Origin of the sequence: Epilithonimonas xixisoli, from assembly GCF_004365655.1 — a bacterium.
Classification (GTDB): Bacteria; Bacteroidota; Bacteroidia; order Flavobacteriales; family Weeksellaceae; genus Epilithonimonas; species Epilithonimonas xixisoli.
Genome location: NZ_SOEO01000002.1, coordinates 891,787 through 905,685, shown reverse-complemented (window position 1 = coordinate 905,685; position 13,899 = coordinate 891,787). Strand labels below are relative to the sequence as shown.

Annotated in this window: 13 protein-coding genes; 8 read left to right on the top strand and 5 right to left on the bottom strand. The window is 36.9% G+C overall.

The genetic code is table 11. The annotated features are described in order from the left end of the window. The first annotated feature begins 61 nt into the window (after nucleotides 1-61). The gene (locus B0I22_RS11575; RefSeq protein WP_133944983.1) at nucleotides 62-3,643 is read left to right on the top strand and encodes a discoidin domain-containing protein; all 3,582 of its coding nucleotides are present in this window, start codon (nucleotides 62-64) and stop codon (nucleotides 3,641-3,643) included. Between the two features lie 16 nt (nucleotides 3,644-3,659). After that, complete coding sequence (locus B0I22_RS11570; protein WP_133944981.1) at nucleotides 3,660-4,172, top strand: hypothetical protein; 513 nt, start codon at nucleotides 3,660-3,662, stop codon at nucleotides 4,170-4,172. A gap of 191 nt (nucleotides 4,173-4,363) precedes the next feature. On the opposite strand, the gene B0I22_RS11565 is transcribed toward B0I22_RS11570, so the two are convergent. The 3 genes from B0I22_RS11565 to B0I22_RS11555 all read right to left on the bottom strand — a co-directional run bounded on the left by B0I22_RS11565 (nucleotide 4,364) and on the right by B0I22_RS11555 (nucleotide 7,685). Next, the gene (locus B0I22_RS11565; protein WP_133944979.1) at nucleotides 4,364-5,650 is read right to left on the bottom strand and encodes a citrate synthase; all 1,287 of its coding nucleotides are present in this window, start codon (nucleotides 5,648-5,650) and stop codon (nucleotides 4,364-4,366) included. Between the two features lie 220 nt (nucleotides 5,651-5,870). After that, nucleotides 5,871-7,163, bottom strand: coding sequence for a phosphopyruvate hydratase (gene eno / locus B0I22_RS11560; RefSeq protein ID WP_133944977.1), 1,293 nt, complete (start codon nucleotides 7,161-7,163; stop codon nucleotides 5,871-5,873). 123 nt (nucleotides 7,164-7,286) lie between these two features. After that, nucleotides 7,287-7,685 (bottom strand): septal ring lytic transglycosylase RlpA family protein, encoded by a 399-nt coding sequence (locus B0I22_RS11555; RefSeq protein WP_133944975.1) that lies wholly within the window; start codon nucleotides 7,683-7,685, stop codon nucleotides 7,287-7,289. A 133-nt stretch (nucleotides 7,686-7,818) separates the two neighbouring features. Between B0I22_RS11555 and B0I22_RS11550 the strand changes: the two genes are divergently transcribed. From B0I22_RS11550 to B0I22_RS11535, 4 genes are read left to right on the top strand one after another with little or no spacing between them, the layout of a single operon-like run. Continuing rightward, nucleotides 7,819-8,586 carry an enoyl-CoA hydratase/isomerase family protein gene (locus B0I22_RS11550; RefSeq protein WP_133944973.1) on the top strand — a complete coding sequence of 256 codons (768 nt, stop codon included), beginning with the start codon at nucleotides 7,819-7,821 and terminating at the stop codon, nucleotides 8,584-8,586. A gap of 9 nt (nucleotides 8,587-8,595) precedes the next feature. Continuing rightward, nucleotides 8,596-9,027: a deoxycytidylate deaminase gene (locus B0I22_RS11545; RefSeq protein WP_133944971.1), complete on the top strand. Its 432-nt coding sequence runs from the start codon at nucleotides 8,596-8,598 to the stop codon at nucleotides 9,025-9,027. A 36-nt stretch (nucleotides 9,028-9,063) separates the two neighbouring features. Further along, complete coding sequence (gene xerD / locus B0I22_RS11540) at nucleotides 9,064-9,975, top strand: site-specific tyrosine recombinase XerD (RefSeq protein ID WP_133944969.1); 912 nt, start codon at nucleotides 9,064-9,066, stop codon at nucleotides 9,973-9,975. A gap of 18 nt (nucleotides 9,976-9,993) precedes the next feature. After that, nucleotides 9,994-10,503, top strand: a complete 510-nt coding sequence (locus tag B0I22_RS11535) for an NUDIX hydrolase (RefSeq protein WP_133944967.1) — start codon at nucleotides 9,994-9,996, stop codon at nucleotides 10,501-10,503. Between the two features lie 68 nt (nucleotides 10,504-10,571). Here B0I22_RS11535 and B0I22_RS11530 read toward each other — a convergent pair whose 3' ends face one another. Together B0I22_RS11530 and miaA are read right to left on the bottom strand one after the other, a co-directional pair. Further along, nucleotides 10,572-11,129, bottom strand: a complete 558-nt coding sequence (locus B0I22_RS11530) for a thioredoxin family protein (protein WP_133944965.1) — start codon at nucleotides 11,127-11,129, stop codon at nucleotides 10,572-10,574. 24 nt (nucleotides 11,130-11,153) lie between these two features. Beyond that, nucleotides 11,154-12,053 (bottom strand): tRNA (adenosine(37)-N6)-dimethylallyltransferase MiaA, encoded by a 900-nt coding sequence (gene miaA, locus B0I22_RS11525; RefSeq protein ID WP_133944963.1) that lies wholly within the window; start codon nucleotides 12,051-12,053, stop codon nucleotides 11,154-11,156. Nucleotides 12,054-12,114: 61 nt separating this feature from the next. Between miaA and B0I22_RS11520 the strand changes: the two genes are divergently transcribed. After that, nucleotides 12,115-13,272 (top strand): methionine aminotransferase, encoded by a 1,158-nt coding sequence (locus B0I22_RS11520; RefSeq protein WP_133944961.1) that lies wholly within the window; start codon nucleotides 12,115-12,117, stop codon nucleotides 13,270-13,272. Further along, nucleotides 13,272-13,838 (top strand): DUF2911 domain-containing protein, encoded by a 567-nt coding sequence (locus B0I22_RS11515; protein ID WP_133944959.1) that lies wholly within the window; start codon nucleotides 13,272-13,274, stop codon nucleotides 13,836-13,838. Before B0I22_RS11520 ends, B0I22_RS11515 begins: the two co-directional genes overlap by 1 nt. Nucleotides 13,839-13,899 lie beyond the last annotated feature (61 nt).

Below are 13,899 nucleotides of genomic sequence, written 5' to 3'. Positions count from 1 at the left end.
CAAAATTCTTAAAAACACAGAAAAATGAAATTGAAATTTTTCAAATTAAAAAAACACATCAATGAAAAATAAACTATTATTTATCTTCACACTATTGTTCTTCGGTAGCTTGTTTTCGCAAGTTCCGACTTTCATAAGTTCCCAGAAATACTCTGCTGTAGGAACAGGAGCTAGCGGGGTTCCTACAGTTTCATTTAATGTACCAGCTGGCAAAAACCGCCTCATGGTTATTAACGTTTTGGTAGAACGCCACCACAACCCTTTGAGTAGCAATCATCCGACATTACCAGAGGGCACCGCTGGCTTCTACAGATTGAACGCCAATATTGCTGGGAATATCTATGAAATGCCATCACACTCCACAGCTAGAGGACCTGGTATGACTGAAAATCAAGTCAATGAAAGGGTGTTTACTTTCACTCAGTTTACTGGGTTAATTAATTTAGAAACTAACTCGGTTCCTACTGGTCCTACAACTATAACTTTTCCGAATTTAAACCTTCCGGGAGCGGCTTCAGATGAGATGTCGGTTATCATCTCTGTGTATGAGAATATTAAAGAGACAAGAGGTGTCGGAAACTTATTCCCAAGAACAATTGATAATTCAGAAACTAATCTTGGCACATTCACTGGCACTTTTAATACATCATTTATACCTGTCGGAAGAACTTTGGCGGATATAATGTTTGTAACTAATACCGGAATTACCCAAGCTTCTGCTTTAACATTAACACCAGGTTCTAACTGGACATCTACAGCAGCTATGAAGAATATTGTTCCGAATACTGTAGGCTGGCCAGCGGGTGGTAATGTTTTTACAACGAACAACACCCCTATAGGAATCTCATCTGTAACAGCGTATACTAATATTACTTCTGGTCAACCCAGCTATTCATTAACCCGTGCGAATACAGGACCAATAGAAGCAGGAATAGCCTCTATGTATGCATTGATTCCTTTCGCAATGCCATCTGTTACTGGAACTGTATTTCGTGACATAGATGGTCCATCAACCATTGACGGAACAGCAACTAATGCAGGAGGATTGTATGTAAATGTTATCAACAGTACAGGAAATCTTGTTTATTCTGCAACTGTGAATGCATCTGGTGTTTTTACAATCCCTGCAGGTATCTTAACCGAAGGTAATACTTATGATTATCAATTATCAAAAAACACAGGGACTATTGGGGCAATTGCCCCGTTAAAAGAGCTTCCTACGAATTGGTTTACCGTTGGAGAAAGTAGAAATCCTGCTGGAAATGATGGATTGGCTAATGGAACTATTAGCTTCACACTAGGTGCAACAGATGTTTCTGGATTGAAGTTTGGGATCAATGCTACCTGTCTTGTCTCTGCATCCAACCCAGATTCTGACGGAGATGGTATTGCGGACGATTGTGACTTAGACGATGACAATGATGGGATTCTGGATACAGCAGAATGTAGCAATACCATTAATGATATGTTTGCCGTGTATGGCGCAGGTGGTTTGATTGATATTGCACCATCAGATTTTGGTCTAGCATTAGGAGCTAGAAATCAAAATGTAACTGCAGATTTGAGTAGTAAATTTGGTTACCCTGCAAATTCTGGAGCTGTTATCATAAGCATTAACAATGCGTCTGTACATCCAACATCCAACGCATGGTGGACTAAAAATGGGGAGCAACCATCTGTTTGGAATGTCTCCGGTAAAATGAGCGCTTTTGTTCTTATGTCTCAAAATCCTGAATATTATGGACAGGATAGCAAGATCATCCATATCTACGATGGCGCCACTGTAATTCCAATTACTGCTCCCGGGCTCGCAAATCAAACAGCGGTTCCAGGGACTTGGAGCATTACAGAAACGCCTTTTGCCAAAACTTTGACCAATCTGCGAACTGAGCAATTATCGCCAGTTTCTCCTCCGGGCGGAAATTGGAGGTACGCAAATATGAATTTTGGAGCAAAAACTTTTGGCTTTTCTACAACCACTAAATATGCGGATCCTACTTACGCTGTATTGATGTATCTGGAATGTGATACAGATCATGATGGCATCCCGAATCGTTTAGACCTAGATAGCGACAACGATGGTTGCGTAGATACATTAGAAGGAGGAGCAAATTTTTCAACATCTAATTTGGTAAACTCTTCTGGCACAGTAACTGTTGGATTTGGTTCTACTGCTACTAATCAAAACTTAGGAACTACTATAGATGCAAACGGTATTCCTACTGTAGCAAATGGGGGACAAACAGTAGGTGAATCTCAGAATGCTTCTGTAAGAGATTGTCCAACAATTACCTGTACCTCAGAATCTTCAATGCTCAATTCTTCTTCAGTTTCTGCAACTCAAAGCGGAGGAAACGGACAGCAAGCATTCATTATAGATAATGATGTAGCTCAAGCAAATTATTGGCAATCTAGTGCCGCTGGACAATCTTTGACGATTGACTACGGACAATCTTACATATTGAATGGGATGACTTATTATCCAAGTACTACTGGAAGCAAAGTTTTAGGATACACCATCCAAACCAGTACAGATAATGTGACTTTCACAACTGCTGCAACTGGTACTTTCCCAAATTATGGAGGATACAACTTAGCAGAAAAAGGAATTCCAAATACGGTTAGATTTACAAATCCAGTCAACGCAAGATATTTAAGAATGATTGTTGCAGACAGTGGAAAACGAGTAGCAGAGATCGTTCCTTTGGTTTGTGGACTTACGCCAATCGATATGACTTGTGAAAGAGTTCCATTAGTAAGCACCGGAACAAACTCTACAGCTACTGGCAAAAAAGCGGTTAGAAATCTTGACAATAACTGGACTGTGACTCATTTTACAGGAGGAACTGCATCTCCATCAACCAGTACTTTCAATTACAGCAGTATTGCAAATGCGGTTTTTCACCCTGCAATTGTAGTTGGTCGAGCGGTAGTAACAGCAGGAAATCCTAATCAAACTTGGGCAACCAGTCCATTCGGTAATGCAGATTGGATTTCTGCAACACAAAATGGATTTGATGTTGATTCACCAAATACCGGAGCTTCCACATTACCCAATACTTATTTCTTTAAATATAAATTTAATATTGATAATGCTTTCCTTGCAAACAATCTGAAGCTAAGATTAGATTACTATGTAGATAATCAGATTGTGAGAGTTTACATCAATGGTATTAATCAGAACATCAACACAACGGATTTCTTAGGCTATGCCAATGGTCACGAAAAATCGACTTTCTTAAAGAATAATTTCCAAGCAGGAATTAATGAAATTGTTGTACAAATGTATTCCGAGCCACATTACGCAGGTTTATTAGTTCAAGGTATCGAGTCTTGCTATTGTGTGAAAGACCCAATTCCTGGAACACCGCAAGGTTACACCAAAGTGGGAATCACCAATCAAAACAAACAAGACACTTGGCCAAACACCATTCCAAATGGTCACATTGCTTTAGAATCCAGAAATGACGGATTCGTAATCACTAGAGTAAACCACGTGAGCTACGTGCCAGCTCCTCTTACAGATTCTATTGCAGAGCCGAAGGAAGGTATGGTTGTCTATGATATTGTGGACAAATGTGTGAAACTTTTCAACGGAGTCAATTGGACTTGTATCCAAAGAACTTGTAATGATAGTAATTAAAAAAACACTTAGAAAAATGAAAAAAATAATATTAACATTCAGTCTGGGATTGGTTTCTTTTTGTAATGCCCAAGTGGCAATAGGAAAAAGTAATGTCAATGGAGATAGTACCATTTTAGACTTTAAAGACTCTGATAATTGGTTTGGTATCATTCTACCAGCTGTGCAGCAAGCTTCTGAAACGCTTACACCAGCGAATAACGGTACTTTTCTTTTCGACAAAACTGATCAGAAAGTAAAGATGTATGAAAACAACAAATGGGTGATGCTAAGTCACGCAAAAGGGAATGGAACTCCCATTGTAAATAATGCTACAGCAGAAGTGGGTACAGGCGCTATCATTGGTGCCTCTACCACAAGTGCAAAAGGTGTATTGGTGTTGGAATCTGACAACAAAGCGGCGATTCTCCCAAAGATTTTCCGTCCGGACATAAATGTTAGAAGTCCTTATCCTGGAATGATTTGCTATGATACATTTAATAAAATGATTGCCGTTTTTGACGGTAGCGTCTGGAATTTTTGGAAGTAATCTAATTAATTGTAACACATCAATTTGTTCAATTTTAGTAATGGGCAAAAACACAAATTTCATAACTAATTAATTGACTTTTTTAGGTTTTTGAAACCTGTGCCATCATTTTTTATAAATGGTGGCATTTTTATTTACATTAATTACAAGATCAAAAAAAAGCTTCTCAATTGAGAAGCTTTCGGTTTTATTTATCTTTTTGAAATATCTACATAGTCTCTAAGCTGAGCACCTTGGTAGATTTGTCTTGGTCTTCCGATTGGATCGCCTTTCAATCTCATTTCTTTCCACTGAGCAATCCATCCTGGCAATCTTCCCAATGCGAACATTACGGTGAACATTTCCGTAGGGATTCCCAAAGCTCTGTAGATGATTCCAGAATAGAAATCTACGTTTGGATAGAGTTTTCTTTCGATGAAGTATTCGTCTTCAAGAGCTACTTTTTCTAATTGCATTGCAATGTCAAGCGCTTTGTCTTCAATTCCTAACGCCGCCAATAAATCGTCTGCCGCTTTTTTGATGATCTTTGCTCTTGGATCGAAGTTTTTGTAAACTCTGTGTCCGAAGCCCATCAATCTGAAACTGTCGTTCTTGTCTTTCGCTTTAGCAACCCATTTGTTTACGTCACCTCCATCTTTTTCGATCAATTCAAGCATTTCGATCACCGCTTGGTTTGCGCCACCGTGAAGTGGACCCCAAAGTGCAGAAATACCAGCAGAAACTGATGCAAAAAGACCTGTGTGAGCAGAACCAACCATTCTTACAGTAGATGTAGAACAGTTTTGTTCGTGATCTGCGTGAAGGATTAATAATTTATCTAAAGCTTGAGTTACCACAGGATTGATTTCGAAATCTTCATTTGGTAATCTGAACGCCATTTTGTAGAAATTCTCTACATAGTTTAAATTATTATCTCCGTGGTTTAATGGAAGACCTAAAGTTTTTCTGTAAGTCCAAGCAGCAAGATGCGCAAATTTCGCAATCAGCAATTCTGCCGCAAGATCCATTTCTTCTTTAGACTGTACATTAACCGCTTTTGGGTTAAATGCCGTCAAAGCAGAAGTAAGCGTAGATAAAACTCCCATTGGATGCGCAGAACGAGGGAAAGCATCGATGATTTTCTTCATCTCCTCTGCTACGAAGTTATATTTTTTGATGTTACCGTTGAAGGTATTAAACTGATCTGTAGTCGGCAATTCTCCGTGAAGTAAAAGATACATTACTTCTGTAAAATTGGATTTCTCAGCAATCTGTTCAATTGGGTATCCTCTGTAGAACAATTCCCCTTGATCTCCATCTAAGTAAGTAATTTCACTAATTGTAGCACCTGTGTTTTTGTAACCAAGATCCAAAGTGATCAATCCAGTCTGGTCTCTCAATTTGGAAATATCAATTCCTCTGTCTCCGATTGTACTATCTACGATGGGATATTCGAAACTTTTCCCGTCGTAATTCAATATAACTTTGTTATCTGACATATTAAAAAATATTTATGTGTTAAATATAACACTTTACTCGGAAATGGTCAACTGACAAAAGTCATATCAAGCAATTGATTCTATTGATGTTAATAATTGAACAAAAAAATAAATTCATTACGAAAAATTCAAACCATTAAATATCTGATTTACAATTACATAAAAATATAAAGCATTCCTAACATTAGGAATGCTTCAAATTATAAATTTTTGTTAAATCTTATCTTTTGATTTTGAACGCGTCCAATCCTGGGAAAACCGCAGTATCTCCAAGAGCTTCTTCTATTCTCAACAATTGGTTGTACTTCGCCATTCTGTCTGATCTGGAAGCAGAACCAGTTTTGATCTGTCCACAGTTTTGAGCCACTGCAAGATCCGCAATTGTAGAATCTTCTGTTTCTCCAGATCTGTGCGACATTACTGTTGTATATCTGTTATGTTGAGCCATTTGCACAGCTGCCATAGTCTCGGAAAGAGAACCAATTTGGTTTACTTTTACAAGGATTGAGTTAGCTGTATTTTCTGCGATACCTCTAGAAAGTCTTTCAACATTAGTTACGAATAAATCGTCACCAACCAATTGAACTCTGTCTCCGATTTTATCTGTCAATTCTTTCCAACCAGCCCAGTCGTTTTCTTGCATTCCGTCTTCGATAGAGATGATTGGATATTTGTTTGCCAATTCTGCCAAGTAAGAAACTTGCTCACTGCTAGAGAACACTGGAGCATCTGGCGTTTGGAATTTTCTGTAATCGTAAACACCATCTTTGTAGAATTCTGAAGCCGCACAATCCAAAGCGATCATAATATCGTCTCCTGGTTTGTAACCTGCTTTTTCAATAGCTTGCAATAAAGTATCCAAAGCATCTTCAGTTCCTTTGAAAGTTGGTGCAAACCCACCCTCATCTCCAACAGCTGTGGACAATCCTCTTCCGTGAAGAATAGATTTCAAGCTGTGGAAAATCTCAGTTCCTTTTCTCAATGCGTGAGAGAAAGAATCCGCCTTTACCGGCATTACCATAAATTCCTGGAAAGCGATTGGCGCATCTGAATGAGAACCACCGTTGATAACGTTCATCATTGGAACAGGAAGTGTGTTTGCGTTTACACCACCTACATATTTATATAATGGCAATCTAAGTTCATTAGCCGCCGCTTTTGCAACAGCCAAAGAAACACCAAGGATTGCGTTTGCTCCCAATTTCCCTTTGTTAGGCGTTCCATCAAGTTCAATCATTACAGCATCGATCAAATTTTGTTCGAAAACTGGAAGACCAATTAATTCTGGAGCGATGATTTCTTTCACATTTTCCACTGCTTTCAAAACACCTTTTCCAAGATATTCTGGTGCGCCGTCTCTTAGTTCAACCGCCTCGTGCTCACCTGTAGAAGCGCCAGAAGGTACTGCTGCACGTCCCATTGCTCCACTTTCTGTGAAAACATCTACTTCTATTGTTGGATTCCCTCTAGAATCTAATATTTGTCTTGCTTCGATAAATGAAATGTAACTCATTGTCTTGATGTTTATTTTTAAGATTTTAATTTGTTTACTTTTTTAAAAGCATTGCAAATTTAAACAATTTTAAATATTATGTGATGAATCATTTCTTAACATTTATCAGATATTTAAAATAGCCTATCTCAGGATTCTGTATTTTATTTTAATAATGCCTTGACTTAGGTTTCCAATTTTCTTGAAAGCGCCTTGGCTAAGGTCAAATTCTCTAGACGGTTTCAGCGGACCTCTGTCGTTTACGATTACAATCACCGATTTTTCATTTTCAACATTCACGATTTCTACGCGGGTTCCAAATGCGAGAGATTTGTTGGCAGCTGTCATTTTGGAATGTCGATATGTTTCCCCACTCGCCGTCTTCTTTCCATCAAACTTATTGGCATAATAAGATGCTGTTGTGGATTTGAACTTTGAGTTATCATTTGTAGAATTTCTGCTACCACAGGAAACGACCAAAATCCCAAGTAGGAATATGTACGTTTTAAAGGCGTATTCCAAGTATCTGTAAAAACTTTTCATTATAATAATTTACAAAGGTTAATAAATGGGCGATAAAAATGTTAATTATTCATTAATATTTTGTTTATATTGCAGAAGTTTTCTAAATTAGACTTCTAAATCATTTTAGAATTAATCATAATCTTTTTTTGAAATGAATTACGAAAGTATAAAATTAACAATAGATAGAAAAATTGCAGTTGTAACCATCAACAGACCGGAGAGCCTAAACGCTTTGAATGCACAGGTTTTTAATGATTTGGAAAATGTTTTTGACATTTTGAACTCAGATAAAAATGTAAACTGTGTTATCGTTACCGGAAGTGGAGAAAAATCTTTCGTTGCAGGCGCTGATATCAAAGAATTTTCAGCCTTTAGTGCAGAAAAAGCCAAAGAGCTATCAAAAAGGGGACATTTGGTTTTTAATAAAATTGAAAATTGTAGTAAACCCGTGATTGCGGCGATCAATGGTTTTGCATTAGGTGGCGGATTGGAATTAGCAATGGCTTGCCACATCAGATATGCTTCTGAAAATGCAAAATTAGGCTTGCCAGAAGTGACCTTGGGATTGATTCCTGGTTATGGCGGAACACAAAGATTACCAAAATTGGTAGGAAAAGGCTTGGCAAACGAAATGATTTTTTCAGCAAAAATGATTTCTGCTGAGAAAGCCAAATCAATTGGTTTGGTGAATGAAGTCTTTTCTTTGGACGAGTTGCTTTCGAAAACGGAGGAATTGGCTCAGCAAATTGTTAAAAACTCGCCACAAGGGATCGCAAAAGCCATCAAAGTAGTGAATGCGAGTGACAAAGAAAATGGAATGGAGAGCGAGATTGATTCTTTTGGAGAATTGTTCGCAGAAGGAGATTTTAAAGAAGGTGTTGCTGCTTTTCTGGAAAAAAGAAAGCCAGCCTTCAACTAAACTGGAATAATGAATTATAACAAATTCGATATTGCTTATCTTAAGATGGCGTCCGAATGGGCAAATCTGTCTTACTGTAAGAGAAAAAAAGTGGGTGCGCTCATTGTAAAAGACAGAATGATCATCTCTGACGGATACAACGGAACACCTTCTGGCTTCGAAAATAATTGTGAGGACGAGGATGGGAAAACCAATTGGTTCGTTCTCCACGCAGAGGCCAACGCTATCTTGAAAATAGCAAGCAGTACACAATCCTGCAAAGGCGCAACCTTGTACATCACAATGTCGCCGTGCAAAGAGTGTAGCAAATTGATATTGCAATCCGGAATCGAAAAAGTGGTTTATATGACTGGCTATTCGGATGACAGCGGATTAGAATTTTTAAAAAATGCAGGCATTGAGATTTTAAATATCACCGAAAAAGAACTATATATTATATGAGATAATTTATATATTAACAATTAAAAAAACACAAATATGAACTGGTCCGAAAAAATTACAGACTTCTCAAATTTTCTTAAATTTGAGAAAAGCTTCTCCGACAACACACTTGACGCTTACGTGAGAGACATCAAAAAGCTCGAAAGCTTCGCTACAGAAGAACTAGACAACATTTCTCCACAAGACATTTCCTACGAAAACCTACAGGAATTCATCTATCAACTTTCCAAAAAGAAAATTAGCGAGCGCTCTCAAGCTAGAGGAATCTCCTCTATCAAAGCATTTTTCAAATTTCTGTTGGAAGAAGAATACAGGGATGACAATCCTTCTTCATTATTAGAAGGTCCGAAATTAGGATTGTATCTTCCTGACACACTTAGCATGGACGACATCGACAGAATCATCGATAGCGTTGATAAAAAAACCGATATTGGTCAAAGAAATCAATGTATTTTGGAAGTGCTTTATGGCTGCGGTCTGCGCGTTTCGGAATTGGTGGATTTGAAAATTTCTAATATCAACTTCAAAGAAAAATTCATCGTTGTAGAAGGTAAGGGCGAAAAAATGAGACTCGTTCCGCTTGCTAGCTCTACTGCAGAGTATCTCCAAGATTACATCAAAAATGTAAGATCAAAAATCAAAATCAACAAAAAACACGAAGACATTGTTTTCCTAAATACCAGAGGAACCAATATGTCCAGAGTGATTGTTTTTATTATCATCAAGGAATTGACTCAGAAAGCCGGAATCAACAAAAATATTTCTCCGCACACTTTCAGACATTCATTTGCAACGCATCTTCTACAAAACGGAGCTGACCTTAGATTTATCCAGGAAATGCTGGGTCACAGCAGCATTACAACCACTCAGGTTTACACCCACTTGCAGACTGAAGAATTAAGAAATGTAATTTTAAATTTTCATCCAAGAAACAGAAAAACAGCTTAGTTTTCTTAAATTTATCCAATGGAAAATTTAAGATTCTGCCCAAAATGCGGTCAGGAAAAACTAATCTGGAATCAAATTACCAAATGGAGCTGCAGCAATTGTGATTTTGTTTTATTTCACAACACCGCTGCAGCTGTTGCGGTAATCATAAAACATCAAGATGAATTATTTTTTACGGTAAGGAACCAAGAACCAGGCAAAGGAAAACTGGATTTACCAGGCGGTTTTACAGATCCAAAAGAAAGTTCGGAAGAGACTTGCTCTCGTGAATTAAATGAAGAGTTAGGATTGGAAATCAATCCAGAAAGCTTCAAATATCTTGGAAGTCAACCCAATGTTTATCCTTATAAAAATATTGATTATAATACTTTGGATTCCTTCTTCCTTTATGAAGTTGAGAAAAAATTTGAAATCACCTTAGAAGAATCCGAAATATCTGCCGGAATCTGGATCAAAGAATCCGAAATAGATTTTGAGCAGATTGCTTTTGAATCGCAGAAGCGGTTTTTGAAACAATTATTGAAATAATGTCCCCATAAGAACAGTGTTATTTTTAAAAAAAGAAACTCCGGAAACTGCTTTCCGGAGTTTCTTTTTTATCTCCACTTGATATTACAACCCAAACTTGGTCTTTGAAAATCTTCCTGATCCGCACCAGCCAAAAGATTTTCGAATGCGATAATCAAATCTTCGCCCGTCACTTCTTTTTGGTTTCCTGGTCTGGAATCATCCATTTGACCACGATAAATCAAGCTCAAATTTTCATCGAAGAAATAAAAATCTGGCGTGCAAGCTGCGTCGAAAGCTTTTGCAACATCCTGCGATCCATCAAAAAGATAAGGGAATTTGATTGCTTTTTCATCCACAAAATCAATCATCATCTCTGGTGAATCTGCGGGATAACTATTGACATCATTAGAATTGATTCCAATAAATTCGATGCCTTGAGATTTGTAATCCTCGTACAATTCTTCCAATTTATCAATCACATTCAGAACAAAAGGGCAATGGTTGCACATAAAAATTACCAAAGTTCCTTTTTTCCCTTTCAGAGAATCAAGGCTTTGCAATTCATTATTTTTTGACGGATTCGCCAGTTTAAAATCCGGAGCTTTTGTTCCTAAAGCCAACATATTTGAAGGTGTATTTGACATCGTTATAATTTATTAATGTGATGATTAATCTAATTTATTCAGCAAAGATAATGCTTCTTCTAGAGAATTATTATAGTTGACCCAATTTACATTTTCTAATTTTCTGTTCCACGTCGTTTGGCGTTTAGCATAACGTCTAGAATTTTTCTTAATCTCCGAAACAGCGAAATCCAAATCCCATTCTCCATCAAAATATCGAAACAGTTCCGAATAACCAACGGTTTGCAGAGCCACTTTTTCTCTGCTATCAATCAGACTTTTAGCTTCATCAAGCAAACCATTTTCCATCATTTTATCAACTCGAAGATTGATTCTTTCATAGATAATTTCTCTTGGTGCCTCAATTCCGAATCTTATGATTTCAAAATTTCTTTTTGCTTTTGGTGTACTAAGATTTTCGGTGTAGGTTTTTCCGGTTTGCCAAATGATATCAATTGCTCTCAACAATCGTCTTGAGTTATCTTTATCAACAATTGAAAAATATTCTGGGTCAAGTTCTTTGAGAAGTTCTTGTAAAGGTTCAATTCCTTGATTCTCAAAAATATCAATAAGTTTTTTTTGATTCTCTTCGTCTGCTTCTGGCAAATCATTCATTCCTTCCACAACGGCTTTCTCATACATTCCGCTTCCGCCGACCATTATTGCAACGTCTTTTTTTGAAAAAATTTCATCTAACTTTTTCAACGCCTGTTCCTCGTATAATCCTATTGAATAATAATCATTGATACTGATATTTCCTACAAAATGATGTTTTGCTTCGGCTAATTCTTCATCAGTCGGTGTTGCCGTTCCAATTTTCATTTCTTTATAGAACTGACGCGAGTCACAAGAAATAATTTCCGTATCGAGATGTTTTGCCAAATCGATTGCCAATCTGGTTTTCCCGATTCCTGTAGTTCCGACGATAGAAATAAGACGTTTCAAAAAAATATTTTTGCAAATTTACGAAATGGAGATTCAATAATTACCTATTTTTACAATCAGAATGACTTTCAAATTACCAAACTCCAAACTTCCTGATGTGAAAACGACAATTTTCACAGAGATGAGTTTATTGGCTCAGCAGGAAAACGCCGTCAATCTATCGCAAGGATTTCCAGATTATCAAGCCGATGAAAATTTAATCAAATATCTTGGTGAATTTTCGAAACAAGGTTACAATCAATATGCGCCATTGGCAGGAATCAAAGAACTTCGGGAAGAAATTTCGAGAAAATTCAGTCTTCAATATCAAGTTCATTATCATCCGGATTCTGAGATTAATATCACCGCTGGCGCAACTCAAGGGATTTTCACGATTATTTCTGCCTTCGTGGAAAAAAATGATGAAGTGATTATTTTTGAACCGGCTTATGATTGTTATAAACCTGCAATTATTCTGAACGGCGGAATTGTAAAAAACGTCAAAATGCTTTATCCGGATTACGAAATCAATTGGAATGAAGTGAAAAATCTGGTTTCCGAAAAAACCAAGATGATTATCATTAATAATCCAAATAATCCTTCCGGAAAAATTCTGAAACAAAATGATATTGATGAATTAATCAAGATTGTCAAAGACACAAACATCATAATCCTGAGTGATGAAGTGTATGAAAGTATCACTTTTGATGAAAAATCTCATTTGACATTGGCAAAATATCCAGAGCTGAAAGAAAGAACTTTTGTCGTTGGCTCTTTTGGGAAGTTGTTGCACATCACAGGTTGGAAAATTGGTTACGTTTGTGCGCCGTCGGATTTGATGAATGAGTTTAGGAAAGTGCATCAGTTCAATGTTTTTTGCGTAAACACACCCGGGCAATTTGCGATTTCTAAATACTTGCAAAATGTGGACAATTTCAAATCAATCTCAGCATTTTTCCAAACGAAAAGAGATTATCTTAAAAATGCTTTGAAAGAAACGCCTTTTCAATTATTGGATTGTGAAGGAACCTATTTTCTCTCAGCAAATTTTGGCGCAATTTCTGATAAGCAAGACAAGGATTTTTGCTATTGGCTGACGAAAGAATACAAAGTCGCAACTATCCCATTTTCAGCATTTTACAAAGATAAAACCGATGAAAAAGTGATTCGATTCTGTTTCGCAAAGAAACAGGAAACCTTAGACAAATCAATAGAAAACTTAATGAAAATTAAAATATAATGAAAAAATTAATCATTGTAACTTCTTTATTAATAGGAGTTAGCGCATTTTCTCAAGCAAAATTGGACCCAACAAAGCTTAACTACTTTTCTGTAGATGCAAGTCCGCTGGATGTGGTTTATTTTCCTATCCAAGTAACTTCTTCCAAAACCGAGGCTCCAAAAGCAAAAGTGGTTTACTCTCGTCCTCAAAAAAAGAACAGAGTTGTTTTTAATAACCTTGTAAAGTACGGTGAAATCTGGAGATTTGGAGCAAATGAAAACGCTGAAATCAAATTTTACACGCCGGTAAAAATCGGTGGAAAAGAAATTCCTGCGGGAACTTACAGCATTTTTGCCATTCCTTTTGAAAAAGAATGGACTATTGTCTTGAACTCTGAAGTTGACAAATGGGGCGCTTATTTCTATGATAAAAGCAAGGATGTTGTGAGATTCAACGTTCCTGTGGAGAAACCAACATCACCAATTGAAAATTTTTCTGTGACTTTTGTAAAGACAGCATCAGGCGCAGATTTATTCGCTGGTTGGGACAATTCTCAAGTTAAATTCCCTATTGAATTCAAATAATTTAATTTCAAAATTGAATATTAAAAAACCTCATCATTATTTTGATGAGGTTTTTTTACGA